A 25401-nucleotide genomic window follows, 5' to 3' on the forward strand; every position below is an offset into this window, starting at 1 on the left:
AGGCCGCATTATGGATCCTTTGCTTCTTGCGGCCATTGTTGGCATCGCAACCACCGTTGTCCTTTTTTCCGGCATTCCTGTCGGCATCGGCCTGCTTCTGGTCAGTGTCGGGTTCATCATCATCTTCGATGGCACCGGTTCCCTGCCTTTGCTGCCTGAAATCCTGTTTGGAAAACTTGAAAGCTTTGAAGTTCTTGCCATCCCGATGTTTATCCTGATGGGGGCGGTTGTGGCCTCGTCCCGTGCCGGTGGCGACCTTTATTCCGTTCTTGATCGCTGGTTGACGCGCGTGCCAGGAGGATTGGTTATTTCCAACCTGGGGGCATGTGCGATCTTTTCGGCTCTTTCGGGTTCTTCACCTGCAACCTGTGCTGCCATCGGCAAGATGGGCATTCCTGCAATGCGTGAACGCGGTTTTCCCGACACCGTGGCCGCCGGCTCCATCGCAGCGGGCGGCACCCTTGGCATTCTGATCCCGCCAAGTGTGACCATGATCGTGTATGGTATTTCGACCGAGACCTCGATTGGTCGACTTTTCCTTGCAGGCCTTCTGCCGGGTCTTCTGGTTACAGCCCTTTTCATGACCTGGTCGCTTTATTCGACCTGGCGTCAGGGCAATGCCCAGGCTGCGCTTGGCGTGGTCAAATACAGCTGGAAGGAAAAGTTTGAAATCCTTCCGCGTGTTCTGCCCTTCCTTGTCATCATCGGCGCGGTTCTGTTTGCTCTTTACGGCGGCGTTGCGACCCCGTCGGAAACGGCCGGTGTGGGTGCGCTGTTCTGCCTGATCACCGCAATGATCATTTACAAGATGTGGAAGCCCGGCCAGCTGTGGCACGTCATGCGTGACACCACCAAAGAGTCGGTGATGATTCTTCTGATCATCGGGGCTGCAGGCCTGTTCAGCTATATGCTGTCATCCCTGTTCATCACCCAGTCGATCGCACAATGGATTTCAGCACTTGAAGTAAACCGCTGGGTCCTGATGGGCTTCATCAACCTGTTCCTGCTGATCAGCGGCTTCTTCCTGCCGCCGGTTGCAGTGATCCTGATGAGTGCGCCGATCCTGCTTCCGGTGATTATCAATGCCGGCTTTGACCCCTACTGGTTTGCCGTCATCCTGACCATCAACATGGAAATCGGCCTGATCACCCCGCCGGTCGGTTTGAACCTGTATGTCATCAATGGCATTGCACCAGATATTCGCCTGCAGACGATCCTCAAAGGTGCCATGCCTTATGTGCTGTGCATGGTTGTTGCGATCATCATTCTTTGCTTCTTCCCGCAAATCGCCACCTGGCTTCCAGAAACGGTTATTGGAGGACGCTAATGTCAGGGATTTCTGTCAGAAGCTGGATTTCAAGCATCGCCGACCGTGGTCGGGAATTGCTTGATCTGCCAATTTCCACCCCGCAGGACCCGTTTGCGCAGCTTCGCGCCATGTGCAAGGACCTCGTCTCGCAAAAAGGCGAGGCCCGTGGCACCGCCGTTGCCCGCGAAGTGGTCCGGCTTTGGGAAAATCTGCCAGAGGAGGATCATCTTCGGTTCTTCCAGATGATGCAGAACGACTTTAGTGCAGATCGCGCCAAGGTCACCAAGGCCGCCGATGCCTTTGCCAAGGACCCGTCAGAAACCAATCTGGCGGCCCTGACCCAGGCATCAGAACCTGCACGTCAGGAATTGCTACGCCGGATCAATATGGCGCCGGGTGGAACCCGGGCTATTGTTGACATGCGTGAAATCCTGATCGGGCTTTTAAAAACCAACCGCGATCTCGAACCGCTGAATGCCGATATGCAGCATCTGCTGACCAGCTGGTTTAACCGTGGTTTTCTTGAACTGCGTCACATTGACTGGGATACCTCGGCTGCGATCCTTGAAAAGCTGATCCGCTATGAAGCAGTCCATGAAATTCAGGGCTGGGATGATTTGCGCCGCCGTCTGGCAACAGACCGGAAATGCTTTGCCTTCTTCCATCCCGCCATTCCCGATGATCCGCTGATCTTTGTCGAAGTCGCACTCGTTCATGGGCTGGCCGATAGTGTTCAGGCCCTTCTCGCACCCGAGATTGATGAAAAGGCTCCTGATACAGCCAATACCGCAATCTTCTATTCAATCAGTAACTGTCAGGCCGGGCTTAAGGGCATTTCGTTTGGCAACTTCCTGATCAAACAGGTTGTCGAGGAACTCAAACGCGAGTTCCCGCAACTTAAACAGTTTGCGACCCTGTCGCCCATTCCGGGCTTTATGGGCTGGCTGCGGACCCGCCAGAAAAGCAAGGCCGATGACGCCGGTCTTGCCAGTCAGGTTCTTGAAGGGCTTAGTGATGATCACTGGATTGATGATCCGGAAAAGGTCGAAGCCCTGCGCAAACCGACGATTGCCCTTTGTGCGACATATCTTGCGACTTGCAAACGCGGGAAATCACCGCTTGATCCCACCGCACGTTTCCATCTTGGCAATGGCGCACAGCTTGAACGGCTGAACTGGCTGGGAGACACATCAATCAAGGGACTGCGCCAAGCGGGCGGCATGATGGTCAATTATGCCTACCACCTTGACAGCATTGAGAAAAATCACGAAGCGCTGATGAATGACGGAAAGATCGCAACATCGAAATCCGTCGCACAGCTTGCCGGCATTTAAGTAGGTATGACCATGTCTGATAATCTTTTTCAAACCTTCCTCGACCGTTTCCCGGCAGACAAGTCGCGCACGTTTCTGATCGAACGTGACGGCACGGAACGCAGCTTTGCATGGTTGCTTGATCGAACCGGTCGCTATGCCGCTGTTCTTGCTTCCCACGGGGTGGTCAAGGGTGACCGCGTCGCAGCCCAGGTCGACAAGTCATCTGACGTGATTGCGCTTTATCTTGCCTGCTTGCAGCTTGGTGCCATTCACCTGCCGCTCAATACCGCCTATACCGGTGACGAAATTGCCTATTTCCTTGGCGATGCCGCACCGCGCGTTTTTGTGTGCCGACCTGCCCATATTGATGCTGCCACGGCCCTTGGCGATCAGAACAATGTTGCTGCTGTTCTTTCCCTTGGCTCCAATGGCGATGGCAGCCTCAACGATCAGGCCGCCAGTGCAACACCGATGACCGACATTGTAAGTGCCGACAAGGATGATGTTGCAGCAATCCTTTATACCTCGGGCACGACGGGGCGGTCCAAGGGCGCGATGCTGACCCATAACAATCTGGGTTCAAACGCCAGGACGCTTCATTCGGCGTGGGGTTTCAAACCGGGCGATACGCTTTTGCATGCGCTGCCGCTGTTTCACACCCACGGTCTGTTTGTGGCAATCAACATCATGCTGATGAATGGTGGCAAGGTCATCCTGCTTCCGAAATTCGATGCTGATGACGTTATTGAACGTCTGCCACAATCTACCGTCTTGATGGGCGTTCCGACCTTCTATACCCGCCTGCTGTCTCATCCGCAGTTCAATAAGGATGTTACCGCCAACATCCGGCTGTTTGTGTCGGGGTCCGCACCGCTTCTGGCCGAAACCCATGATGCGTTCTTTGAACGTACCGGTCATAAAATTCTTGAGCGTTACGGCATGACCGAAACCTGCATGAACACGTCGAACCCGCTGGACGGTGAACGTCGTCCTGGTGCGGTTGGCCCGACCCTTCCGGGGATCGAGGCACGGGTTTGTGACAAGGATGGCAATGTTCTGGGCGCTGGCGAAATAGGCGTTCTCGAAGTGCGCGGGCCGAACGTGTTCAAAGGCTACTGGCAGATGCCGGAAAAGACCGCCTCGGAATTCCGCACCGACGGCTTCTTTATCACGGGTGATCTCGCAACCATCGGTGAAGACGGCTATGTCACGATTGTCGGTCGCGACAAGGACCTGATCATTTCGGGTGGTTTCAACGTCTATCCAAAAGAAGTCGAGGAAGTCATCGCCGAATATGACGAGGTCGAGGAAGTTGCCATCTTCGGCCTGCCCCACCCAGATTTCGGCGAAGCCGTTGCCGGTGTCATTGTTGCCGCCAAGGGCGAAACAGCCGACACCGATACCATCATCAAACGCACCCAGGACAAGCTTGCAAAATTCAAGGTTCCCAAGCGCATCTGGGTGATCAAGGAATTGCCGCGCAACACCATGGGCAAAATTCAAAAGGCCGAACTGCGCAAGCAATATGCCGACACCTTTACCTCCCCTGCTGCATGATGTGATGTAGCCAATATCTCCCGCTGTCCTGACAGACAGCACCCAAAGGGTCATAGACCCAACCTTCCGGTCAGAGCCGATCTGGCCGGAATTTTTTTTGTCTGAATGCAGGCCATCGACCCGACGTTTCCCCTTCCGTTCCCCGCTGTTATGTCCTTGTTAGGATTTGGAACGCCAAGATGCTAAATTAGAAAACAAACAACAACCAAGGCGCTGGTAACCTTAATGCGCCCATCAGGAAGACGCTGGGATATATGGCCGAACTTGACGACGCCATTGACAAGATATCGCAAAGTATTGCCAACACAGGTGCGCTCACCTGCGAGGCATCGCGTCGCTATGACGAGATGTTCCAGACCTTCCGGCGCGAACTTGAACATGCCCTTGATGCCCAGCCAACCATGGCCGATGCCGCACGCCTGGCAATGTCCATGGTCGACACGGCCTCTACGGCCATCGCATCAAGTTTCCCAAATCCGCAGCATCACGATTGCTGCGATCAATGCAGCGCTTGCTGCAATCTGTTTGTCAGTGTTCCACCCGGTGTCACAAGCCTGATTGCCGATCACATACGCAAGACATTTGATCACCGCGAACAGACAGACCTTCTTGCCCGTTTAAAAAATGCCGCAGCGATCATCGAACAGTCGAAAACAACGGCCGAGGTTCGCGTGCGCTGCCCGCTTCTGGGCGAAGATAACCGCTGTAGCATCTATGATGTCCGTCCGCTGTCCTGCCGTGCCTTTACCTCATCGGATGCAGGACGCTGTCACAGGATGGTCTTTGGGGATGACAGCGAACGTGCAACAACAATTGATCAGGACCCGGGCCATTACCGCCTGCATATCGAGGCGACCGACGCCCTGCAACAGACAGCCTCGCGGCGAAACCTGAATCCGCGGCAAAAGGGCTTTGTGCATGCGCTGCTTGATCAGCTTGATCCCGCGATCAAGTCGCCATCTGTCTGAGCAATCTGCACTTCCGCGCCACCAGCCATTGCAATCCCTGAAAAACAGGACCATTTTCCGCAAGTCGGCTGTTCTGGCCGATCCTATTTTCCACACTCGAACACGGGGCAAATATGAGCAACGCGTCTGATCAACTGGTCGCTTTTGTCACAGGTGCGGCACAGGGTCTGGGTCTTGGCATTTCAAAACACCTTCTTGATGCCGGTTGGCGGGTAACGCTGTTTGATCGCGATGAAGACGCCGGCAAAGAGGCCTTTGACGCCCTTGCCCCCGAACAGCAGGACCGCGCCCTGTTTATCGCTGGTGACGTCGCAAACGAAAGCGACATCAAACTTGCTGTTCAGCAAACCGTTGACCGGTTCGGGCGCATTGATGGTCTGGTCAATAATGCCGGCATTGCAAATCCGCGTTCGGGTGGTATTGAGCACCTTGAATGGGATCAGTGGCAGCGTGTGATCAATGTCAATCTGGGTGGTGTGTTCCTTGCGACCAAACATGCAACACAACATCTGCGCCACACCAAGGGTGCGATTGTAAACATCGCATCGACCCGCGCGTTTCAATCCGAAGCCAATACAGAATCCTATGCCGCATCCAAGGGTGGTGTCGTTGCCCTGACCCACGCCCTTGCGGTCAGCCTTGCGGGCGACGTTCGCGTCAATGCCATTGCCCCGGGCTGGATCGAAGTCGGCGACTGGCAGAAATCATCCAACCGATCCCGACCCGAACATAGTGAAACCGACAAATCCCAACATCCGGTCGGGCGCGTCGGCACCCCAGAAGACATCGCACAGGCGGTAAGCTTCCTTCTGGAAGCAACGAAATCGGGCTTTATGACGGGGGAAACCATCCGCATTGATGGCGGCATGACGCACAAGATGATTTACGTCGACTAAGGTCCGCCAGTCTCCGAAATGAAAACAGCGCAGATATCGCTATCTGCGCTGTTTGTATTTCAACAGACCCGATGATCAATCCGGTTTAGGCCCGCGCCTTGCTCTCGCTCAGACCAAGCGCACCAAGGGCCGTCTTGACAATAGCTGCGGCATCCAGACCGGCTTTCTGATACTGGATTTCCGGCTTGTCGTGATCAATCAGGCTATCGGGCAATGCCATGGTACGGATTTTAAGACCGTTATCCAAAAGCCCCTGCCCTGCCATGTGCTGAAGGACCATCGCGCCAAAGCCGTTGATCGAGCCTTCTTCGATGGTGATCAGGACTTCATGATTGCGGGCAAGATCGGCGATCAACTGGTGATCAAGCGGCTTGGCAAAGCGTGCATCGGCAACCGTTGCCGGAAGACCGCGCGCAGCCAGATCCTCTGCCGCCAGAAGTGCTTCTGCCAACCGCGTGCCATAGGACAGAATGGCAATCTTTCCACCTTCGCGCAGAATACGGCCCTTGCCGATTTCAAGAACCTGTCCCTCGGTCGGCATTTCAACACCAACACCCTCGCCACGCGGATAGCGGAACGCACTCGGCCGGTCATCAATCGCCCATGCGGTCGTGGTCATGTGAACCAGTTCCGCCTCATCAGCAGCAGCCATCAGAACAAAGTTCGGCAAACAGCCAAGATAGGCAATGTCATAGGCCCCTGCATGGGTTGCACCATCCGCGCCGACCAGACCGGCACGGTCCATTGCAAAACGCACCGGAAGGTTCTGGATGGCAACATCATGAACAACCTGATCATAGCCACGCTGCAGGAAGGTCGAATAAAGCGTGCAAAACGGCTTGTAGCCCTCGCACGCCATACCGGCGGCAAAGGTCACCGCGTGCTGTTCAGCAATACCAACGTCAAAGGCACGATCCGGGAAACGGTCGGCAAAGATATTCACACCGGTGCCCGATGGCATGGCGGCGGTAATTGCCGTGACTTTTTCGTCCTTTTCACCAAGCTTGACCAGCGTTTCGCCATACACCTTGGTGTAGCTTGGCGCATTCGGGGTCGGCTTGGCCTGTTTCCCGGTCACCACATCAAACTTGGCAACGCCATGATATTTGTCTGCGGCACTTTCGGCCGGGCCATAACCCTTGCCCTTTTGCGTGACCGCATGGATCAGGATCGGACCATCAACATCGGCATCACGTACATTTTTAAGTACCGGCAACAGATGATCCATGTTGTGACCATCAATCGGACCGACATAGAAGAATCCCATTTCTTCAAACAGGGTCCCGCCCGTGACCATGCCACGGGTATATTCTTCAAGCTTGCGCGCAGCTTCTTCGATCTGGCGCGGCAGATGCTTTGTCAGGCCCTTCGCAGCGTTGCGCAGCCCCTGATAGCCCTTGCCGGAAATCAGGCGTGACAGATAACCCGACATGGAGCCCACCGGCGGGGCAATCGACATGTCGTTATCGTTCAGGATGACAATCAAACGCTGGTCGGTGGCCGCAGCATTGTTCATGGCTTCATAGGCCATGCCCGCACTCATCGACCCGTCGCCGATCACGGCAATGACATTCTTGCGCTTGTCATCGGAAAGCTGGTTGGCCACCGCCATGCCAAGACCGGCCGAGATCGAGGTGGAGCTGTGGCCCGCCCCGAACGGATCATACTCGGACTCGGATCGCTTGGTGAAACCCGAAAGACCACCGCCCTGGCGTAGCGTGCGAATACGGTCACGACGCCCGGTCAGGATTTTATGCGGATAGCACTGATGGCCGACATCCCAGATCACGCGGTCATACGGCGTATCAAACAGGTAATGGATCGCAACCGTCAGCTCAACCACACCAAGGCCTGCACCAAGATGTCCGCCCGTGACAGATACGGCATCAATCACCTCGGCGCGCAATTCGTCTGCCACCTGTCGCATCTGCGCAGGCTGCAATTTGCGCAGCTCGTCAGGAGTGTTAATCGTATCCAACAGCGGGGTCTTGGAGGTCGTGCTCATACCGATCTCGATTTTCAATTTTTTATATGGCGTAGATTACAACAGGGTGACGTTTCCATGTCCAAGTTGCAAGCTGCGTAAAATAGCGAGGTTCAACTGAATTAGCGACCCTGAATTTCACCTGATTTCACACGTTCGAGAAAGCCGTAAACAACTTGTTCGACAGTGCGGTGAATGGCATCGCGTTCACGACCGAAATCACGGCATAAATAGCCAAAGTTTTCAGCAATATACGGGGTACATTGGGGTAAGAATGAATAGTGCCCGGCCCCTTTGACCCGGACAAACTTTGCCCGACCGCGCAGAAGCTTTCGGAAATGCGCGGCATTGACGTGATCATGCAGGATTTCGTCTCTATCGGCCTCGACAAACAGCATCGGCACGGAAACATCCGACAGGCCATCATCAGTGGCCGCCACACCAAATGCCGGTGTCACTGCAATGATTGCCGCAATCCTCGGATCATATTCCGAAACCACCGGCCCGCCATTGGCGGCATGAAGCTGGTCAATGTGATCATCCGTTGGCGCAAACTGGCAAATCACCCTGTCACTTTCGGCATTGAGCGCACAGTAACTTTGCCAGGCCTTGGCATCAAAATCCCAGCCAGCCAGCTTAAGGACCGTCGCCCCGCCAGCCGAATGGCCCAGCGCGTAAATGCGACCCGGGTCGATGTGATCGGCGATTTCCCCATGATCAAGCAACAGATCAAGCGCCAGACGCATTTCGCGCGGGCGTCGTTCAATGATCGTCAATTGCCTTGCATCGGACGCATCAAGGTAATTATCCCCTTCATGCTGCGGGGCGGCCACGATATAGCCGCGCCGTGCCAGATATTCGGCCAACCAGAACTGGTTAAACCGATGGCCTTCCGATCCATGCGAAAACATCACAATCGGAAACGGCCCGTTACCGGCAAAGGGCACATTGCGCGCCGCACTGGATGCCACCCCCATATGACGCACCGGTTTTTCCGGCATTTCTGCCGGATACCAGATCGCAAGCGGGAACGGGTCCTTGTCAAACAGCCGGTCACGAAAACCGGCTGTATATTTTGGCTGATCAGTCATGGTGGGGCGCGTGACTGTCTGGCTTACCGGCCGCGTTCAACAACGAACCGCGCCACTGCACGCAGCGGTTCGGCTTCATCGTCAAAGCAGCTCAGATGGTTGATCGCCTGGTCACACAGCATCTTTGCCTGATCGCGAGCCTGTTCCAGCCCCAGCAATTTGACAAAGGTCGACTTGTCCTGATCGATATCCTTGCCTGCAGTCTTGCCAAGTTCTTCGGAACTTGCTTCGACATCAAGCAGGTCATCCTTGATCTGGAACGCCAGCCCCATGTCATGGGCATAGGAACGCAATGCCATGCGAATGCTTTTCGGCGCCTTGCCAAGAATGGCACCGGCTTCGCAGGCAAAGGCAAACATGCGACCGGTTTTCAGCAGATGCAGGTGAGTTACCTGTGCCTGATCAAGGGACTGGCCTTCGCCCGCCAGATCGATCATCTGGCCCCCCACCATACCATGCGGCCCCGCCGCACGGGCAAGTGCACGCACAAGATCGGTACAGACACGCGGATCAGGATGGGTGTCTTCGTCTGCCAGAACTTCGAATGCCTGGGTCAGAAGCGCATCACCGGCAAGGATTGCGGTCGCCTCGTCAAACTGCTTGTGGCAGCTTGGCTTGCCGCGCCGCAGATCATCATCATCCATCGCGGGCAGATCATCATGGATCAGCGAATAGCTGTGAACCATCTCGACCGCCGCAGCAACGCGCAAAGCAGAATGGCGTGACACCTTGAACAAAGATGCCGAGCTCAGCACCAGAAACGGGCGCAGGCGTTTGCCCTCGCCCAAGGTGGAATAACGCATCGCCTGAAACAGGCGCTGCTCAATCTGGCCATTGGCACGCGGTAAAATTTTGTCGAGTGTCTCACCAAGATCGGCAGACGCTGCACTCAGTCCGGCAAGCAGGTCGTAACTCACCACGGTCTCCGAAGTTAAGGGGCAATCGCCCTATTCAATTTCAATTGGGGTTGCCGACGGGCGGCCATCCGCATTCAGGGTGATTTTTTCAATGCGCTCTTCGGCCGCACGTAACTTGTCCGCACAATGACGTTTCAGGGCCGCACCACGTTCATATGATGCAATCGCGTCATCCAGTCCAACCTGGCCCTGCTCAAGCTGGCGGACAAGGGTCTCTAGCTGACCCAATGCCTCTTCAAAGCTGAGTTTTGCGATATCATCAGGGATGGCGGAAGATGAAGTAGCCTCGGACATGTAAGCTCCATTTCTTTGAGTGCGCCGGAGTTTACGCGTAAGTCCTGATCAGGGCAACCAGACAGAGTGGAATTTCGTCTTGTCTAAACATTAGGATAACAGTCGCCATCCCTTAGCCCGTCATAAGGGTTCGTACATGCTGCAGCACACTTTCGGCAAGCGACGGCAAATCATATCCGCCCTCAAGAAGCGACACCAGACGCCCCTCGCATTGCGCATCGGCAAGCGCCATTAATTGCCGGGTGATCCAGACGAAATCGTCGGTCTCGAAGCACAGGCCTGCCAGCGGATCGTTCTTGTGGGCGTCAAACCCCGCCGAAACGATCAGAAGTTCCGGCTTGAAAGCTGAAATGCCCGGAATCACGGTTTCATTAAAGGCCGCCTGAAGTTCGGCTGTTCCGGCACCCGCAGGCAATCCGACATTAAGGATATTGTTGGCACAGCCCCGTTCGGTCTCGGCACCGGTGCCGGGATAAAGCGGCCATTGATGGGTCGAACAATAAAACAGATCCGGATCGTTAAAGAACAAATCCTGCGTACCATTGCCGTGATGAACATCAAAATCCATCACTGCGATGCGTTTCAAACCGTAACGCTTGCGCGCGTAATGGGCGGCAATCGCGGCATTGTTAAACAGACAGAATCCCATCGCCCGGTCATATTCGGCATGGTGCCCGGGCGGGCGCGTGGCAACAAAGGCATTATGTTCATGACCATCCACGACCGCGTCAACGGCAACGCATGCCCCGCCGACAGCACGCAGCGCCGCCTTGCCCGATTTTGGCGAAATATAGGTATCGCCATCAAGTGACTTGATGCCGCTTTCCGGAATAGACGCCATCACCTTGTCGACATAGGCCGGATCATGCACAGCCTTGATCAGGTCCATATCGCCCAGCGGGGCTTCTTCACGGTGCAGAAACATGAATTCCTCGGCCTCGAAAACACGCTGAATGACGCGCAATCGGTCCGAGCTTTCCGGGTGGCCCGGGCCGGTATCATGTTCAATGCAATCGTGATGCGTAACGAACAGTGTCGCCATCTCTTTTGGTCGCCTTCCTGATTGGATCAGCAATATGATCGGGTCTTGCAGGATTATGCTGCGCATCTCCTGCTTATATGCGTGATTTTGGTATCATAATCGCGACGCCGGGCGCGCCGCTTTGTTCTAAATCAGCATATCCCCCATGGGCGCTGCAAGTTCTTTGGTTGTTTTTTAAACCAAACCGGGCGACCTCTGACCGTTAAAATTGTAATCACTTTCACAGTTTCGCCTTTTTCTCGATGTTAGATTTGCGTAATCGACGAAGTTCCTGAAAGCGACGCAAAAGACACCTTTAGACGATAAATTGCCCGTAATTCGGCGCATTTTTGCCTTTAAGCCTTGCAAAAGTCAGGGGGTGGATCAAGAAACGCTTATCAGTGAACTTTCTGATATCAACGCGGAAATCCGGTGTATCGCGAGGTATTCCAACCGAGTAACAATCAAATGATGTCCTGTTGAGAATAAACTGCATCTTGACAGAACCGGCATATACTTGAGAATAAGAACGAGCCAAACATTAGTGTTTGGTGGGTTCAAGAGCCACAACCTTTCAGGTTGTATAAGGAATGGAAACTCCGGTCGCATGATCTTCATCTGCTTTGATGGGATCAAATGACAAAAAAAATCGGATTTTCATTGGGACAATGGCCGCTTGCGGCCAGGCTTATAAGGAAGCCAAATGGAACTAAACCATTTAGAACAAAAGGCCCAACAGGCGAGCACCCTGTTAAAGGCCATGAGCAATCAGAGCAGACTGCTTATTCTTTGCCAACTTAACGAAGGCGAAAAGTCCGTTGGCGAACTCGAACGTATCGTCGGGCTAAGCCAGTCCGCCCTGTCGCAGCACCTTGCACGCCTGCGTCGTGACAAACTTGTTAAAACCCGTCGCGAGGCACAGACCATTTTCTACTCGTTGCATGGTGACGAAGCTCTGCGTGTCATCAAGACACTCTATGGGCTTTATTGCGATACCAGCAGCAATGCCGCTGCTGCGTGAAAATGATCAGGGTAATCCCCCACAAAAAAAAGCCTGCCATTTGTGGCAGGCTTTTTTTTGTGGCTTAACACCATATCACACGCAACAGCATGCCCGTCGGGTCATGACCCGCAATCAGGCTGCGGCAGCAACGATACCTTATCAAGCGTTCCCAGCACCTCGAACTCGCCATAGTCGAACCGCATGGCATGGGCGACCCCATTCAGCCCGAAATCCACCGCCATCTCGGTCGAAGGACCATTTTCCGCAGCACCCAGCGGATAGAATGCCAAATTCATGCGATGGAACAGCGTCGTTGCGATCTTGTCAGGATCATCAGCATTATGGTCCGGCTTCTTTTGATCTGAAATGACCACGGCAATCCGGTTGGTCGGTGTTTCACCACTGCCATCAAAGACAAGATCATTGCCAAATTTCTCACCGGCCGCTGCGCGCTCAAGCAACATTGCTGAGTGCTGCGTCGGGAACATCGTATCTGCCGGAAGCTCCTCGGTCACTTCAACCGGGACCTGATAGGTCACCTTGACAGCGTCGCTTTCACGGACGGCCGATCCGACGATTTCATCAACCTTGGTACCATCAAGATAGTCGCTCATCCGGAAACGATAATGCGCGCCTGCAAAGTCTTCCCACTGGGTCATGGAATAGGCTGAATTGATTGCGGTTCCTTCCGCGCCTTGCAGAATCATGATCTGCTGCATTTCAGTGACCCAGCCATCACACATTTTTTCAAAGCGATAACCAAGGACACCCGATGCATCAACCACCGAACTCCCCTGATCAGAACGGGTCATCTTGAAATGATATTCCGCGACATGCGGGATCATTGCACTTTCGACACTGGAAACACTTCCAGCCTGTGCCGCACATCCTGCAAGCCCCAAACACAAGATCAGCGTTCCTGCGAAGGAACGCCGACTTTCTTCAAACTTCGAAAACAAAACCGACAATATCACTCTCCGGTGGCGCCAATCCCGACAATCCAGGGATCTTTAACACCCTTTTTGACAGCAAGAAGGCGTAAATCATTTGCATGTTCTGCCGAAAGCGGACCGACTGCAACCCGCATATAATTGCGACCATTCACAAGCGCAGTCAAAAGCCGGGGCTGATATTCGTTGTAAATCTCAAGGGCCTTCTGCGCACGGGCTTCATTGGCAAAACTTGCCAAGATCACATAATCACCCGGCAGAGGTGCTGCAAGTACATCACCAGCCAATCCCTTGCCATCGACCGCTGCATCAATCCCGGTTGCATTGGCCACAGGCGCATTGTCATCAGTCATAACCGCGGCATCAACCAGGGCAGCTGTCATTGTTTCGGGCTGCGCGGTTTCTGCCGGTTTGGCGTCGGAAACATAACCGGCAATCGCGGCATCGGCTTCGGCCTGCGGATCAAGCACATTGCCTTCATTGCCATAGGACACAACATCACCGGCATCGAACTGCTCGGATGCCGAGGCAACTTCGACCGGCTTTTCATTTGCGGGCGCGCCAAGTTCGGTTTGGGCAATTGTTGCACGCGGCGGAAGATCGGTCTTGATAATCGGCGTTGCATTCATATCAACCGGGCGTGACCAGTTCTCAGCGGGCGCATTGACCGCATAAATCTCGGGTCGGGCGGTACGGATTTCCTGTTTGATTTCCGGCTCGCCCAGTGGGGCGAGTGCTGCGGCTTCTTCGGCAAGAACGATTTCGTCGTCCTTGCAGATATCCTGATCAAACAGCGGACGATGCAGCGCGCAATCCTGTTCGGCAACGATGGACACGGCATGATCTGTCGTGCTTTTTCCTGTGGTGACATAGCTGATCAAATCACCTGCCAGCTTGGCAACGGTAAGCTCAATCGGCCCACCGCACGCACCGAGTGCCAATGGTGCAGCCACAACGAGTATCTTTTTCACAGGCCATCCCCCGAAGGATCAAATTTGTTATCTTCGCGGTACTTTGGCGCATCGGCAGTTAATATTAGGTAACCAGTTGGCACAAAAGAAAACGGCCCGGACAAAACCGGGCCGTTCATCACATGATATATCCGGGCCCGAAGCCCCGAAACATAATCAGTCTTTTTTCGCCTTCGGCGGCAGCTGAACACGCAGATGCAGTTCTTTAAGCTGCTTGTCTTCGACATTCGAAGGCGCGTTCATCATAAGATCCTGTGCCTGCTGATTCAGCGGGAAGGCAATGACTTCGCGAATGTTCGGCTCGTCAGCAAGCAGCATGACGATACGGTCAACACCCGGGGCAGAACCACCGTGCGGCGGTGCGCCGAATTTGAACGCGTTAAGCATGCCGCCAAACTGTTCTTCGACCACGTCCTGACCGTAACCGGCAATCTCGAACGCCTTGTACATGATGTCCGGACGGTGGTTACGAATGGCACCCGACGACAGCTCGATACCGTTACACACGATGTCATACTGCCAGGCCTTGATATCAAGCGGGTTCATGTTTTCAAGCGACTCAAGACCGCCCTGCGGCATCGAGAACGGGTTGTGGCTGAATTCGATCTTGCCGTCGTCATCTTCCTCATACATCGGGAAGTCAACAATCCAGCAGAACTTGAACATACCTTCTTCGCGCAGTTCAAGTTCGTCACAGACCTTGTCACGGACCTTGCCAGCAAACTTGGCCGCAGCCAGGGCCTTGTCACACACGAAGAACACAGCATCGCCGTTCGATACGCCTGCGATTTCCTTGATCTGCGCAATACGATCGGCATCAAGGTTCTTGGCAATCGGGCCTTTTGCTTCGCCGTCTTCGCCATAAACGATATAGCCAAGACCAGCCGCACCCTCGTCACGTGCCCATGAGTTCAGCTTGTCAAAGAAGCTGCGCGGACGTGAAGCGGCACCAGTTGCCTGAATGGCGCGAACGACCGAACCTTTTTCGATGTTCGAGGCAAAGATACCAAAGCTCGAACCACGGAACGGCTCGGTTACATCGGAAATCAGAAGCGGGTTACGCAGATCCGGCTTGTCCGAACCGTATTTCGCCATCGATTCATCGAACGGAATACGCGGGAACGGGAACGGGGTAACATCACGACCACCGCCGAACTCGACAAAGATCTCATAGAGAACCGGCTCGATCGCGGCGAATACGTCTTCCTGGGTGGCAAAGGCCATCTCGAAGTCGAGCTGATAGAATTCACCCGGCGAACGGTCAGCACGTGCATCTTCATCGCGGAAGCACGGTGCAATCTGGAAGTAACGGTCAAAGCCCGAAACCATCAGAAGCTGTTTGAACTGCTGCGGAGCCTGCGGCAGCGCATAGAACTTGCCCGGATGCATACGCGACGGAACCAGGAAGTCACGTGCGCCTTCCGGCGAGCTTGCCGTCAGGATCGGGGTCTGGATTTCAAGGAAGCCCTGTGCAGTCATTTTCTGACGCATGGCCGAAATGACCTTCGAACGCAGAACGATGTTCGAATGAACACTTTCGCGACGCAGATCAAGGTAACGGTGACGCAGGCGGATTTCCTCGCCATATTCAACGTCGCCAAAGACCGGCATCGGCAGAACTTCAGCCGCGGACTGAACTTCGATATTCGATGCATAAACCTCGATCTCGCCGGTCGGCAGATTCGGATTGATGGTTTCCGCAGTACGTTTGACAACCTTGCCATCGACCGTGATCACGCTTTCGGCGCGCGCTTTATCAAGCGTTTCAAACAGCGGGCTGGAAATGTCGATCACGACCTGGGTGATGCCGTAATGGTCGCGCAGGTCAACAAACAGAAGGTTGCCGTGGTCACGCTTACGGTGAATCCAGCCAGACAGACGAACTTCCGCATCTGCGTCAGTCGCGCGCAGCGCATTACAATTATGTGAGCGATAAGGATGCATTGTCATTCCAGGTTGCTTTATATTTTGGGCCGCAAATTTGGCCGCAAAGGTGCATGCCAGACCCGCGCTGTCAAACAAAAAACGCACCACAACAGACCCGTTCCGACAATTTCGAAACGTTTCGCGGTGATGTGTTCACTGCCGTTCATACGCGGCGTCAAAATTTCCGCGGTATAAAACGCTCTCGAAGGCGGCGCGTCAAGTGCCCGTCTTGCATATCACCGTCTTGCAGATCGCCAGTTCGTCACGATCCGACCTTGATTGCCTGCAAATCCTTGACCTTGGTAAAGCCGATCAGGGTGCCGGAGCCAAAGGTGATATCCGTCCAGTTTTCCACATCAAATTTGAAATGCGCCAGCGCGCATGTCGGATATTTGCGCGCCATTGCATCTCGGGCCTCTGCGTCCCCGGCCCCGAACAGTGCCTGCGCAAACATCTCGATACCGGGATTATGGCCGATAAACATCACGGACGTCGCGTCTTCATGGGTGTGATGAAGGCTTTCAAGCAACACGCTTTCACCGGCCATATAAAGATCTTCGCTATAGATCACATCGGCATGGGTGGCAAAATCGCGCCCCAGAAGACCAAGTGTCTGCACCGTACGAGCCGCCGTCGAACACCAGACAAGATCAGGTATCAGGGCCTGCTCACGCAGGAAACGCCCCATAAATGGTGCCGCCTTTTCGCCACGACGGTTGAGTTCACGGTCATGGTCGGCCCGACCGGGGTCGGACCAGCTTGATTTTGCATGCCTGAGCAACAGCAACGTCTTCATGTCTTCGGTCTTTACAGCCATGAATGATGATCAAACGGTGTTCTTCCATGCCATATAGAAGCCTGTAGCGCCATCAGAAAAACTGACACATAAATTTAAGAAAATTGCACGGGCGCAAACAGTTATCCTATACTCCATTTGCAACCGGGAACTGTCGCATAAATTCAAAGACATTCCCTCAATCCGCAGGAGGCATAGCGTGACACACGCCGCTGCAGTTCAATCAAGCGCGATCACCATTGATTCGGAAAGCCGTTTCATAAACCGCGAACTTTCGTGGCTGGCTTTCAACAATCGCGTTCTTGAAGAAGCCCAGAATAGCGGGCACCCGCTGCTTGAACGCTTGCGCTTTCTGTCGATCTCGGCCAGCAACCTTGATGAATTTTACATGGTGCGCGTCGCAGGTCTTGTCGGTCAGTTGCGCGCAGGCATGACCAAGGTCAGTCAGGATGGTATGAGCCCGTCCGAGCAGCTGCGCGCCATTACCTTTGATGCCAACCAGCTGATGCAGGATCAGCAACGCATCTGGCGACAGCTTAGCCGTGAAATGGAACAGCAGGGCATTTCGGTCATTGATCAGTCCGACCTGACCCAGACGGACCGCAAATGGCTTGATGGCTATTTCATGCGCGAAATCTTCCCGACCCTGACACCGCTTGCCATTGATCCGTCACACCCCTTCCCGTTCATTCCCAACCTTGGCTTTGCCATTGTGATGCAGCTGTTTGATCCGGCTGACGGGCACAATATGCGCGGCCTGATCCCGGTCCCGCAAAAGATCGGGCGCTTCCTGCGTCTGCCGGGTCGCAATGAACGCTATCTTCCGGTCGAACAGGCGATCTTGCTGTATCTTGGCAAGCTGTTCCCGGGCTTTGACATGATCGAACATGGCTTCTTCCGTGTCATCCGTGACTCGGATGTCGAGATCGAGGAAGAAGCAGAAGATCTGGTGCGTGTTTTCAAAACCGCCCTGAAACGTCGCCGTCGCGGCAGCATCATCCGCCTTAAGGTCAATGCGGCAATCCCCGAAGACCTTCTGGACTTTGTCATTGATGAACTTGATGTCGCCCTTGAAGAAGTCGTCAAGGTTGACGGCCTTCTGGGGGTCGTCGATGTCAAACAGCTGATCGATTCCGATCTGCATCATGACCTTTTGTTTGCCCCCTATGCGGCGCGTTACCCGGAACGTGTGCGTGACTTTGGCGGTGATTGCTTTGCTGCCATCAGCAAAAAGGACCTTGTGGTTCACCACCCGTTCGAAGATTTCGACGTAGTGGTGCAGTTCCTGCTTCAGGCTGCACGCGACCCGGATGTCGTCACCATCAAGCAGACCCTTTATCGTACCTCGGAAAACAGCCCGATCGTCAAAGCCCTGATTGCGGCTGCCGAGGCCGGTAAATCCGTCACCGCCATGGTCGAACTCAAGGCCCGCTTTGACGAGGAAGCCAACCTGCGCTGGGCGGCCGACCTTGAACGTGCCGGCTGTCAGGTGGTTTATGGCTTCCTTGACTGGAAAACCCATGCCAAGGTGTCGCTGGTTGTCCGCCGCGAAACCCACGGCCTCAAGACCTATGTCCATTTCGGGACCGGGAACTATCACCCGATCACCGCAAAGTTCTATACCGACATTTCATTCTTCTCCTGCGATCCGGCTTTGGGGCGCGATGCGGCAAGCATCTTTAACTTCATGACCGGTTATGCGACCCCGCGTTCCCTTGAAAAGATCGCGATTGCCCCGCATACACTCCGCCCGACACTTTTGACCCATATCGATCAGGAAATCGAAAACTGCAAGGCTGGCAAGCCATGTGGCATCTGGGCCAAGATGAACAGTCTGGTCGATCCGGTGGTGATTGATGCGCTCTATCGGGCAAGCCAGGCCGGTGTGCATGTTGAACTGGTGGTGCGCGGGATTTGCTGTTTGCGTCCGGGTGTGCCGGGGCTTTCGGAAAATATCCGGGTCAAATCAATTGTCGGTCGCTTCCTTGAACATTCGCGTATTGTGGTCTTTGCCAATGGGGCAAAGCTTCCGTCGCGCAAGGCCAAGGCCTTTATCTCGTCTGCGGACTGGATGCCGCGTAATTTGAACCGTCGTGTTGAAACCCTTGTTCCGGTTGAAAATCCGACCTGTCAGCGCCAGATTGTTGAACAGATCATGATTGCCAACCTCAAAGACACGGCACAGGCCTGGTACCTGCAAGCTGACGGTTCCTATGAACGCTGCGAAGCCGGTGAAAAGGCGTTTTCGTCACACCAGTATTTCATGACCAACCCGTCCCTGTCAGGCCGCGGTAGCGCCCTGAATGAAGAGGACCCGAATGTCCCCGTTCTGCAGCTTGATGATTGATCCTTCCAAGATGCAGACACACGACCAACAGGTGCCATCAACAGTATGCTAACTGACCAACGGGCTTCCAACCGCATCGCGATTATTGATGTTGGCTCAAACTCTGTGCGCCTTGTCATTTTCGATGGCATGACACGTGCCCCAGTCCCGATTTTCAACGAGAAAGTCATGTGCGGACTGGGACGCGACCCCGAAGACACCGGCAAGCTCAATCCCGAGGGGGTCGAGCTTGCCGTGGTCGCCATGCAGCGGTTTGCAACGCTTTTGCGTGCCATGAAGGTCGCTCGTGTAGATGTTCTTGCCACCGCTGCTGTGCGCGCGGCAAGTGATGGCAAACTGTTTTGTGATCGCATTGCCAGGGAAACCGGACTGACGGTCAAGGTAATTGACGGCCTTGAAGAAGCGCGGCTTTCTGCCCTTGGCATTATTTCCGGTGACCCGGTTGCAAGTGGCATTATGGGCGATATTGGTGGTGGGTCGCTTGAACTCGTCCTGCTTGATCGGGGCGAGATTAAAAAGCGCGTCAGCCTTCCCCTCGGGGCCATGCGTCTTCATGCCGTATTCGGTTCGAACCGTGCGCGCCTGACCGCCGAAATCACCCGTTATCTTGACAGTGTCGACTGGCTCTCCGAAGCAAGCGGGCAGCAGCTTTTTGCGGTTGGCGGATCATGGCGTTCGATTGCCAAACTGTTCATCGCCCAGGAAAACTATCCGATTTCTGTGGTGCATAACCTAGCAATGCCGCGATCCGAAATGGATGAACTGACCCACATTATTTCGCAGCAAAGCCGTATCTCGCTTGAAAAGATTGGCGGTGTCTCCAAACGCCGTGTCGACAGCCTGCCCCATGCCGCCCTTGTCATGAACATGCTGTTGGCGCGCATGTGCCCGAACGAGGTCGTCTTTTCCGGCCATGGCCTGCGTGAAGGCTGGATGTATGAAGTCCTGCCAGAAGACTTGCGTCAGCGCGACCCGCTTCTTGATGCCTGCCTCAGCTTCGCCGAAGACGGTGAACGCTTCCATCAGCATGGCGAGGAAGTCGCACGCTGGTGTGCGCCCATCTTCTCCGAACTGCCTGACAATATCGAACGCTTGCGCCTTGCAGCCTGTATCATTGGCGATGTCGGCTGGAACGAACATCCTGATTATCGCGCAATACAGAGCTATAACCGCATTCTGCGTCACCCCTATCTTGATCTGAACCATCATGACCGGGTGTTTCTCGCCTACACAATCGGGTCGCGCTATACCGGCAATTTCAAGGGTGATGAAGCCAGCGACCGGATCCTTGATGATGATGCCCGTCTGACCGGCCGCCTGTTTGGTCATGTCATTCGACTTGGGCATACGCTTTCGGGCGGGGTTGAGGGCATTTTGCAACAAACCCGGCTTCTGCTTGAAGGTGACAAGCTAATCCTTGAGTTCGATGAAAAGGTCTCGACACTCTATGGCGAGGTTGTTGAACAACGGCTTTCAAAGCTTGCCAAACTGATGAACCGCGAAAGCGAAGTCCGTCTGAAATAATTCAGGAACGGTTTGCTTTCGCATACAAAACCGCTATCTTGGGGTTGCCTTTCGGCACCCCGTCCGCGGAAAGGGCTGCGCCCACTCTAGAACGCATATGAAACAAACGGTTTCCTTGCCTGTCAGGCGGACACAGGCCCCATCATCAGGGGAATCGTATGTCCGCGTCACGTACATACAAATCCGACAAAACCTCTTCTGCACCATCACGTCTTGTCTTTGACGGGCGCTTGAGCCTTGAACAGCAACGCAAACGTGCCAAGGAACTTTTGCGTGCCCTGCACGCTTCTGATCCCGATGCAATCGAACGCTTTGCGCAAAACGGCCAAACGATCCCGGATACAGAAATTTCAGAGACCAAGCTCGCCGATGCTCAGATGGTGATCGCGCGCGAGAACGGCTTTGCCAGTTGGCCAAAACTCAAACATCACATTGACCGTATCACCGAACACACCCGCCAGATCGCAACCGGCATGCAGCCGATGCTTGACACCGGGAACACCCTTCATCTGCGATGTGGTTCGGATATCCGCAACGGACTTCAGATTGCCGGTTTCCAGGGAGACTTTCTGGAATTTGCCGACCCGTTCTGTCAGGGGCCGGTGCCAAACCTGCCGCTTGATGAATTTGTATCGGTCAGGGCCGATTTCATTGCCAGTAGCTATCAGATTACCCCCAAAGATGCTCTTGCACGATGCCAACGGGAATATGGCGCTTTAACAACCCTTGGCGATTACGAACATGTTGTTCTCTGGTTCGAACATGACAGTTACGATCAGCTGATTTTGGCATTTCTGATGGATTTCATCGCCGCCACCCGACCGAACACACTCCTTGAACTGATATCGGTTGGACAGGTCCCCGGCGTTGAACGCTTCATCGGTCTGGGGCAGCTCTCCCCGGAACTTCTGATCTGGTGCTGGGAGAACCATCGGCTACCTGTGTCCGAAGCCATGCTGCGTGCCGGACAGTCGGCTTGGCAGGCCGTTCGATCATCCAGCCCTGACGCCCTGCAATCCGTCATTGAAAAAGGCGACACATCCTTGCCCCATATGATTGCGGCATTGAAACGCCATCACGCCGAACGCCCCGATCCGCAAACCGGGCTTGGCCTGACCCAGAAACTGATCCTTCAAATCATTGCCAACCATGGGCAGCTGACAGTCGGGAAGGTCTTTGGTCATCTGATGCGAAGTTACGACCCGCTTCCCTATCTTGGCGACCTGATGTTCTGGACCGAAATTCAGACAATGATGAAATCCACGACGCCACTTTTCACCCTGTCAGGCGACAACAATCAGGATTGGCCAACCCGCACCATCTCGCTGACGCCGGAAGGTATCGAAACCCTGTCGGGAAAACGCAACTTCCTGAAAAGCTTCACCGGCACACGGTGGGTCGGCGGGATCGCGATCCGCCCGAAGCAGTTTGACTGACGCGATCCAGCCAAGGCAAGTTTACTTTGTCTTGCCAGATTGTGATTCTGGCGGTCAGGCGTTCCAGAAAAGATCGGCGTTCACGTTCTTATTTTCAACCAGATACTTCAACTGCTCCAGACGAATGTGTTTTCTGCCGAACAGGTCTTCAGCCCTCGCCTTCTCTGCCCTTAGGCGGTTGGCAACTTGGATCGCACCTTTTTCTGCATTCCACTTGAACCCAATATTGGGCAATACACTGTGGAGTTTATCAAATGACACGCGGTAGCTGCGAGCATCCGCCTGCGCATCATCAGAATAGGTCAAATCGCAACCCGGGATGACTTTTTGAACTGTCCTTGCAATATCGATCACTTGGTAGTTCTGCTCGTTCGTACCCACGTTAAAGGCTTCACCACTGACCAGCTTGGCCGGAGCAGTCATCACCGCCTCGAAACTCGCGCTCATATCTTCGACATGCAGAAGTGGACGCCACGCCGAACCATCGGACAGAAGCTTCACCTCACCGGTAACGATAGCACGTGCGGTAAGGTTGTTGAGAACCACGTCAATACGAATGCGCGGAGAGTCACCATAACAGGTCGCATTACGCATAAAGACCGGCTCGAAATTCTCGTCCTTCATGGTTAGCAACGCGTTTTCGCAGTCGATTTTGCTTTTGGCATACGGCGTCAGAGGAAGCGTCGGCGAAGTTTCATCCACCGGCTTTGAAACGTCTGCAGCACCATACAGCGAACAAGATGAAGCAAACACGAAACGCTTGATACCGTGTTTCTTTGACATCTCTGCCAGCTTCATTGTTGCCTTGAAATTGATCGCGTCTGTAAGTTCTGGCGCAAAGTCCCCCAGCGGATCATTGCTCAGCGCCGCCAGATGAATAACCGCGTCAACACCCTCTACATCTTTTTCCTCGATGTTTCGCATATCCACAGTTCTAACCTCGTCGACGGACGGTGGCGCCCAAAGGTCCAGACCGTTGAAATATCCCGTATCGAGGCCAATAACTGAATGTCCACGAGACTTCAGGAACGCGGACATAACACTTCCGACGTACCCCTGATAACCGGTCAATAATACTCTCATGAATGGTCTTTCTGTTGATATGCTTGGGAAGGTGTCCGTTTTACCGCACAACGACACAATTTAGCAAAGCGAACAAACTTTCTTTCTCTTCGAGCATTTTCTAGTTCTTCGTAGAAATGCTTTCAACAGCAAATACCGCAACCAACGGTGAAGCGTCACAGGAATCAGATAGTTTTCCTGCTCTCAAAAGCCCCGGACATAATTCATCTTGGCAAGAATCTGTCGTTGGACATTAAGTCAGGATTGAGTATGTTCAGCCGCACATAAAAATCGACACTTTGCAGGGAACCTAAATGACGGCGAGAACAACAGTTATTACAATCACCCACAACGGGGGGCTCGTCATTGGCGGGCTGTTGGAATCGCTACCTGCAGACCTTCCTCTGATTGTCATTGATAACGCTTCCGAGGATGATACTCTTGATATCGTTACCAAACTGCGCCCCGATGCGAAAATCATTCGCAACCGTGTTGGGCTTGGTTATGGAACGGCGGCAAGTCAGGGACTTGACATTGTCGAGACGGAATTCGCCCTGCTCGCCAACCCTGACTCTTTGATTTCAGCCAATGCCATCGACGCATTGGTCGGCGCAGCGGATCAGTATCCCGAGGCCGCGATGTTTGGCCCGCTCCACAAGGATGGAAACGGCGAGATCGAACCCAGCCACGATGTCGAACTCTGGAAACGCCGCGAGTTTGGCAGACTTGCCTATGATTGCGTCCCTGAAGGTCCAATCTGTGTCGAGTTTCTCTCTGGTGCGGTCAATCTGGTGCGTATGGATATCATGCGCCAAGTCGGTTTTTATGATCCCGAGATCTTTCTGTATTATGACGACGATGACATGTGCGCACGCATGCTGCGCGCTGGTCACAGTATGATACTGGTTGCCGACTCAGTCGTTATGCACCTCAATGGTGGATCTGTAAGACCTAACCGGGCCTATTACTGGGAAAAATTCTGGCACCTTGCGTGGTCACGAATTTACTTTGAACGCAAATACAAGGGTCGCTTAGCTGCAGCCTGTCTTGGCATTCGACATTCCTTGCGATTTGGCTGGAAAGCCGTTCTGTACGGAGTATCCCTGCAGCGCAAGAAGGGCTGGCGCGATCTCGCAAGATGTGCCGGATCGCTTGCAGCGATCATGGGTTTTAGGGCGGCAAAACGTCCGCACTGAAGTGACAGTCTGTAGAAACTGACACATTAATCTGGACAAATGGGTAACTATTCTGATGAAGGCAGTAATTCTCGCGGGCGGTTATGGCAGCCGATTGAGTGAAGAGACATCGGTGAAGCCAAAGCCGATGGTCGAAATTGGTGGTAAACCGATCCTTTGGCACCTGATGAAAATCTATTCGGCTCATGGCGTGAATGAATTTGTCATCTGCCTTGGCTACAAGGGATATGTGATCAAGGAATATTTTGCCAATTACTTCCTCCATCATGCTGATGTTACCATCGACATGTCGTCAAACCAGCTTGAATATCACAATGCCAATGCCGAACCCTGGAAGATCACTCTGGTAGATACTGGCTTAAACAGCATGACAGGCGGACGCATCAAACGCGTTTCAGACCATCTTGATGACCACGAGCCGTTCTGCCTGACCTATGGAGACGGGCTTGGCAACGTGGACATTACAGCCAGCATTGACTTCCACAAAAAGCAGGGGCGAAAGGCAACCATGACGGTTGTTTCCCCCCCCGGCAGATTTGGTGCAACTGTGCTCGACGGAGACCGTGTTTCCGCTTTCCAGGAAAAGCCACTTGGCGATGGTGCGCGTATCAATGCCGGGTTCTTTGTCTGCGAAAAGTCTGTTCTGGCCGAAATCAACGATGATCAAACCGTATGGGAAGCAGAACCACTGCGTAACTTGACAGATCAGGATCAACTTTCTGCATGGCGACACGACGGTTTCTGGCAGCCGATGGATACCCTCAGAGAAAAGCATATGCTTGAAAATCTCTGGTCAGAAGGCAAAGCTCCTTGGAAAGTCTGGTGACCGGCTGCAAA

21 protein-coding genes are annotated in these 25401 nt (G+C 54.0%); 11 read left to right on the forward strand and 10 right to left on the reverse strand.

Going from position 1 to position 25401, the window contains the following annotated elements; all coding sequences use genetic code 11:
* Positions 1 to 10: 10 nt before the first annotated feature.
* The 5 genes from TH30_RS14255 to TH30_RS14275 all read left to right on the forward strand — a co-directional run bounded on the left by TH30_RS14255 (position 11) and on the right by TH30_RS14275 (position 6046).
* Positions 11 to 1327 (forward strand): TRAP transporter large permease, encoded by a 1317-nt coding sequence (locus TH30_RS14255; protein WP_114098773.1) that lies wholly within the window; start codon positions 11 to 13, stop codon positions 1325 to 1327.
* The gene (locus TH30_RS14260; RefSeq protein WP_114098774.1) at positions 1327 to 2643 is read left to right on the forward strand and encodes a malonyl-CoA decarboxylase; all 1317 of its coding nucleotides are present in this window, start codon (positions 1327 to 1329) and stop codon (positions 2641 to 2643) included. The genes TH30_RS14255 and TH30_RS14260 overlap by 1 nt, the downstream gene beginning before the upstream one ends.
* Positions 2644 to 2655: 12 nt before the next feature.
* The gene (locus TH30_RS14265; RefSeq protein WP_181850296.1) at positions 2656 to 4182 is read left to right on the forward strand and encodes a malonate--CoA ligase; all 1527 of its coding nucleotides are present in this window, start codon (positions 2656 to 2658) and stop codon (positions 4180 to 4182) included.
* A gap of 254 nt (positions 4183 to 4436) precedes the next feature.
* Positions 4437 to 5150, forward strand: coding sequence for a YkgJ family cysteine cluster protein (locus TH30_RS14270; protein ID WP_114098776.1), 714 nt, complete (start codon positions 4437 to 4439; stop codon positions 5148 to 5150).
* Between the two features lie 113 nt (positions 5151 to 5263).
* Positions 5264 to 6046: a glucose 1-dehydrogenase gene (locus TH30_RS14275; RefSeq protein WP_114098777.1), complete on the forward strand. Its 783-nt coding sequence runs from the start codon at positions 5264 to 5266 to the stop codon at positions 6044 to 6046.
* 85 nt (positions 6047 to 6131) lie between these two features.
* Here the strand turns inward: TH30_RS14275 and dxs are convergent, their stop codons facing one another.
* From dxs to TH30_RS14300, 5 genes are all read right to left on the reverse strand, one after another.
* Positions 6132 to 8051 (reverse strand): 1-deoxy-D-xylulose-5-phosphate synthase, encoded by a 1920-nt coding sequence (dxs, locus tag TH30_RS14280; RefSeq protein ID WP_114098778.1) that lies wholly within the window; start codon positions 8049 to 8051, stop codon positions 6132 to 6134.
* Between the two features lie 101 nt (positions 8052 to 8152).
* Entirely contained in the window at positions 8153 to 9121 is a 969-nt protein-coding gene (locus TH30_RS14285) for an alpha/beta hydrolase family protein (protein WP_114098779.1), read from the reverse strand.
* Positions 9122 to 9144: 23 nt separating this feature from the next.
* Positions 9145 to 10041 carry a polyprenyl synthetase family protein gene (locus TH30_RS14290; RefSeq protein ID WP_114098780.1) on the reverse strand — a complete coding sequence of 299 codons (897 nt, stop codon included), beginning with the start codon at positions 10039 to 10041 and terminating at the stop codon, positions 9145 to 9147.
* Between the two features lie 27 nt (positions 10042 to 10068).
* Positions 10069 to 10332 carry an exodeoxyribonuclease VII small subunit gene (locus TH30_RS14295; protein WP_114098781.1) on the reverse strand — a complete coding sequence of 88 codons (264 nt, stop codon included), beginning with the start codon at positions 10330 to 10332 and terminating at the stop codon, positions 10069 to 10071.
* A gap of 112 nt (positions 10333 to 10444) precedes the next feature.
* Positions 10445 to 11374, reverse strand: a complete 930-nt coding sequence (locus TH30_RS14300; protein ID WP_114098782.1) for a histone deacetylase family protein — start codon at positions 11372 to 11374, stop codon at positions 10445 to 10447.
* A gap of 682 nt (positions 11375 to 12056) precedes the next feature.
* Between TH30_RS14300 and TH30_RS14305 the strand changes: the two genes are divergently transcribed.
* Positions 12057 to 12374 carry an ArsR/SmtB family transcription factor gene (locus tag TH30_RS14305; protein ID WP_068518198.1) on the forward strand — a complete coding sequence of 106 codons (318 nt, stop codon included), beginning with the start codon at positions 12057 to 12059 and terminating at the stop codon, positions 12372 to 12374.
* 101 nt (positions 12375 to 12475) lie between these two features.
* On the opposite strand, the gene TH30_RS14310 is transcribed toward TH30_RS14305, so the two are convergent.
* From TH30_RS14310 to TH30_RS14325, 4 genes are all read right to left on the reverse strand, one after another.
* Positions 12476 to 13330, reverse strand: coding sequence for a cell envelope integrity EipB family protein (locus TH30_RS14310; RefSeq protein WP_258548732.1), 855 nt, complete (start codon positions 13328 to 13330; stop codon positions 12476 to 12478).
* Positions 13327 to 14277, reverse strand: a complete 951-nt coding sequence (locus TH30_RS14315) for an SPOR domain-containing protein (RefSeq protein WP_114098783.1) — start codon at positions 14275 to 14277, stop codon at positions 13327 to 13329. Before TH30_RS14315 ends, TH30_RS14310 begins: the two co-directional genes overlap by 4 nt.
* Before the next feature lie 156 nt (positions 14278 to 14433).
* On the reverse strand, positions 14434 to 16221 hold the full coding sequence (gene aspS / locus TH30_RS14320; protein WP_114098881.1) for an aspartate--tRNA ligase: 1788 nt from the start codon (positions 16219 to 16221) through the stop codon (positions 14434 to 14436).
* A 244-nt stretch (positions 16222 to 16465) separates the two neighbouring features.
* Complete coding sequence (locus TH30_RS14325) at positions 16466 to 17020, reverse strand: SixA phosphatase family protein (RefSeq protein WP_258548733.1); 555 nt, start codon at positions 17018 to 17020, stop codon at positions 16466 to 16468.
* A 178-nt stretch (positions 17021 to 17198) separates the two neighbouring features.
* On the opposite strand from TH30_RS14325, the gene TH30_RS14330 reads away from it, so the two are divergent.
* The 3 genes from TH30_RS14330 to TH30_RS14340 all read left to right on the forward strand — a co-directional run bounded on the left by TH30_RS14330 (position 17199) and on the right by TH30_RS14340 (position 22306).
* Positions 17199 to 19346, forward strand: coding sequence for an RNA degradosome polyphosphate kinase (locus tag TH30_RS14330; RefSeq protein ID WP_114098784.1), 2148 nt, complete (start codon positions 17199 to 17201; stop codon positions 19344 to 19346).
* A gap of 45 nt (positions 19347 to 19391) precedes the next feature.
* Entirely contained in the window at positions 19392 to 20870 is a 1479-nt protein-coding gene (locus TH30_RS14335; protein WP_114098785.1) for a Ppx/GppA family phosphatase, read from the forward strand.
* Between the two features lie 158 nt (positions 20871 to 21028).
* A complete protein-coding gene (locus TH30_RS14340; RefSeq protein ID WP_114098786.1) occupies positions 21029 to 22306 on the forward strand; it encodes a DUF1835 domain-containing protein in 1278 nt (425 codons plus the stop codon).
* A gap of 54 nt (positions 22307 to 22360) precedes the next feature.
* Here TH30_RS14340 and TH30_RS14345 read toward each other — a convergent pair whose 3' ends face one another.
* Positions 22361 to 23389, reverse strand: a complete 1029-nt coding sequence (locus TH30_RS14345) for an NAD-dependent epimerase/dehydratase family protein (protein ID WP_114098787.1) — start codon at positions 23387 to 23389, stop codon at positions 22361 to 22363.
* 293 nt (positions 23390 to 23682) lie between these two features.
* On the opposite strand from TH30_RS14345, the gene TH30_RS14350 reads away from it, so the two are divergent.
* Positions 23683 to 24564: a glycosyltransferase family 2 protein gene (locus TH30_RS14350; RefSeq protein ID WP_114098788.1), complete on the forward strand. Its 882-nt coding sequence runs from the start codon at positions 23683 to 23685 to the stop codon at positions 24562 to 24564.
* 55 nt (positions 24565 to 24619) lie between these two features.
* Entirely contained in the window at positions 24620 to 25390 is a 771-nt protein-coding gene (gene rfbF / locus TH30_RS14355; RefSeq protein WP_114098789.1) for a glucose-1-phosphate cytidylyltransferase, read from the forward strand.
* Positions 25391 to 25401 lie beyond the last annotated feature (11 nt).

Source organism: Thalassospira profundimaris (assembly GCF_003326795.1).
Lineage (GTDB): Bacteria > Pseudomonadota > Alphaproteobacteria > Rhodospirillales > Thalassospiraceae > Thalassospira > Thalassospira profundimaris_C.

What these genes read in the sequence shown, in the direction of transcription:
- TH30_RS14255 (WP_114098773.1), top strand. Translation starts at nt 11, where the DNA reads ATGGATCCTTTGCTTCTTGCGGCCATTGTTGGCATCGCAACCACCGTT.
- TH30_RS14270 (WP_114098776.1), top strand. Translation starts at nt 4,437, where the DNA reads ATGGCCGAACTTGACGACGCCATTGACAAGATATCGCAAAGTATTGCC.
- TH30_RS14295 (WP_114098781.1), bottom strand. Translation starts at nt 10,332, where the DNA reads ATGTCCGAGGCTACTTCATCTTCCGCCATCCCTGATGATATCGCAAAA.
- TH30_RS14275 (WP_114098777.1), top strand. Translation starts at nt 5,264, where the DNA reads ATGAGCAACGCGTCTGATCAACTGGTCGCTTTTGTCACAGGTGCGGCA.
- TH30_RS14325 (WP_258548733.1), bottom strand. Translation starts at nt 17,020, where the DNA reads ATGGCTGTAAAGACCGAAGACATGAAGACGTTGCTGTTGCTCAGGCAT.
- TH30_RS14265 (WP_181850296.1), top strand. Translation starts at nt 2,656, where the DNA reads ATGTCTGATAATCTTTTTCAAACCTTCCTCGACCGTTTCCCGGCAGAC.
- TH30_RS14350 (WP_114098788.1), top strand. Translation starts at nt 23,683, where the DNA reads ATGACGGCGAGAACAACAGTTATTACAATCACCCACAACGGGGGGCTC.
- TH30_RS14340 (WP_114098786.1), top strand. Translation starts at nt 21,029, where the DNA reads ATGTCCGCGTCACGTACATACAAATCCGACAAAACCTCTTCTGCACCA.
- TH30_RS14305 (WP_068518198.1), top strand. Translation starts at nt 12,057, where the DNA reads ATGGAACTAAACCATTTAGAACAAAAGGCCCAACAGGCGAGCACCCTG.
- TH30_RS14345 (WP_114098787.1), bottom strand. Translation starts at nt 23,389, where the DNA reads ATGAGAGTATTATTGACCGGTTATCAGGGGTACGTCGGAAGTGTTATG.
- TH30_RS14300 (WP_114098782.1), bottom strand. Translation starts at nt 11,374, where the DNA reads ATGGCGACACTGTTCGTTACGCATCACGATTGCATTGAACATGATACC.
- TH30_RS14260 (WP_114098774.1), top strand. Translation starts at nt 1,327, where the DNA reads ATGTCAGGGATTTCTGTCAGAAGCTGGATTTCAAGCATCGCCGACCGT.
- TH30_RS14285 (WP_114098779.1), bottom strand. Translation starts at nt 9,121, where the DNA reads ATGACTGATCAGCCAAAATATACAGCCGGTTTTCGTGACCGGCTGTTT.
- rfbF (WP_114098789.1), top strand. Translation starts at nt 24,620, where the DNA reads ATGAAGGCAGTAATTCTCGCGGGCGGTTATGGCAGCCGATTGAGTGAA.
- dxs (WP_114098778.1), bottom strand. Translation starts at nt 8,051, where the DNA reads ATGAGCACGACCTCCAAGACCCCGCTGTTGGATACGATTAACACTCCT.
- aspS (WP_114098881.1), bottom strand. Translation starts at nt 16,221, where the DNA reads ATGCATCCTTATCGCTCACATAATTGTAATGCGCTGCGCGCGACTGAC.
- TH30_RS14335 (WP_114098785.1), top strand. Translation starts at nt 19,392, where the DNA reads ATGCTAACTGACCAACGGGCTTCCAACCGCATCGCGATTATTGATGTT.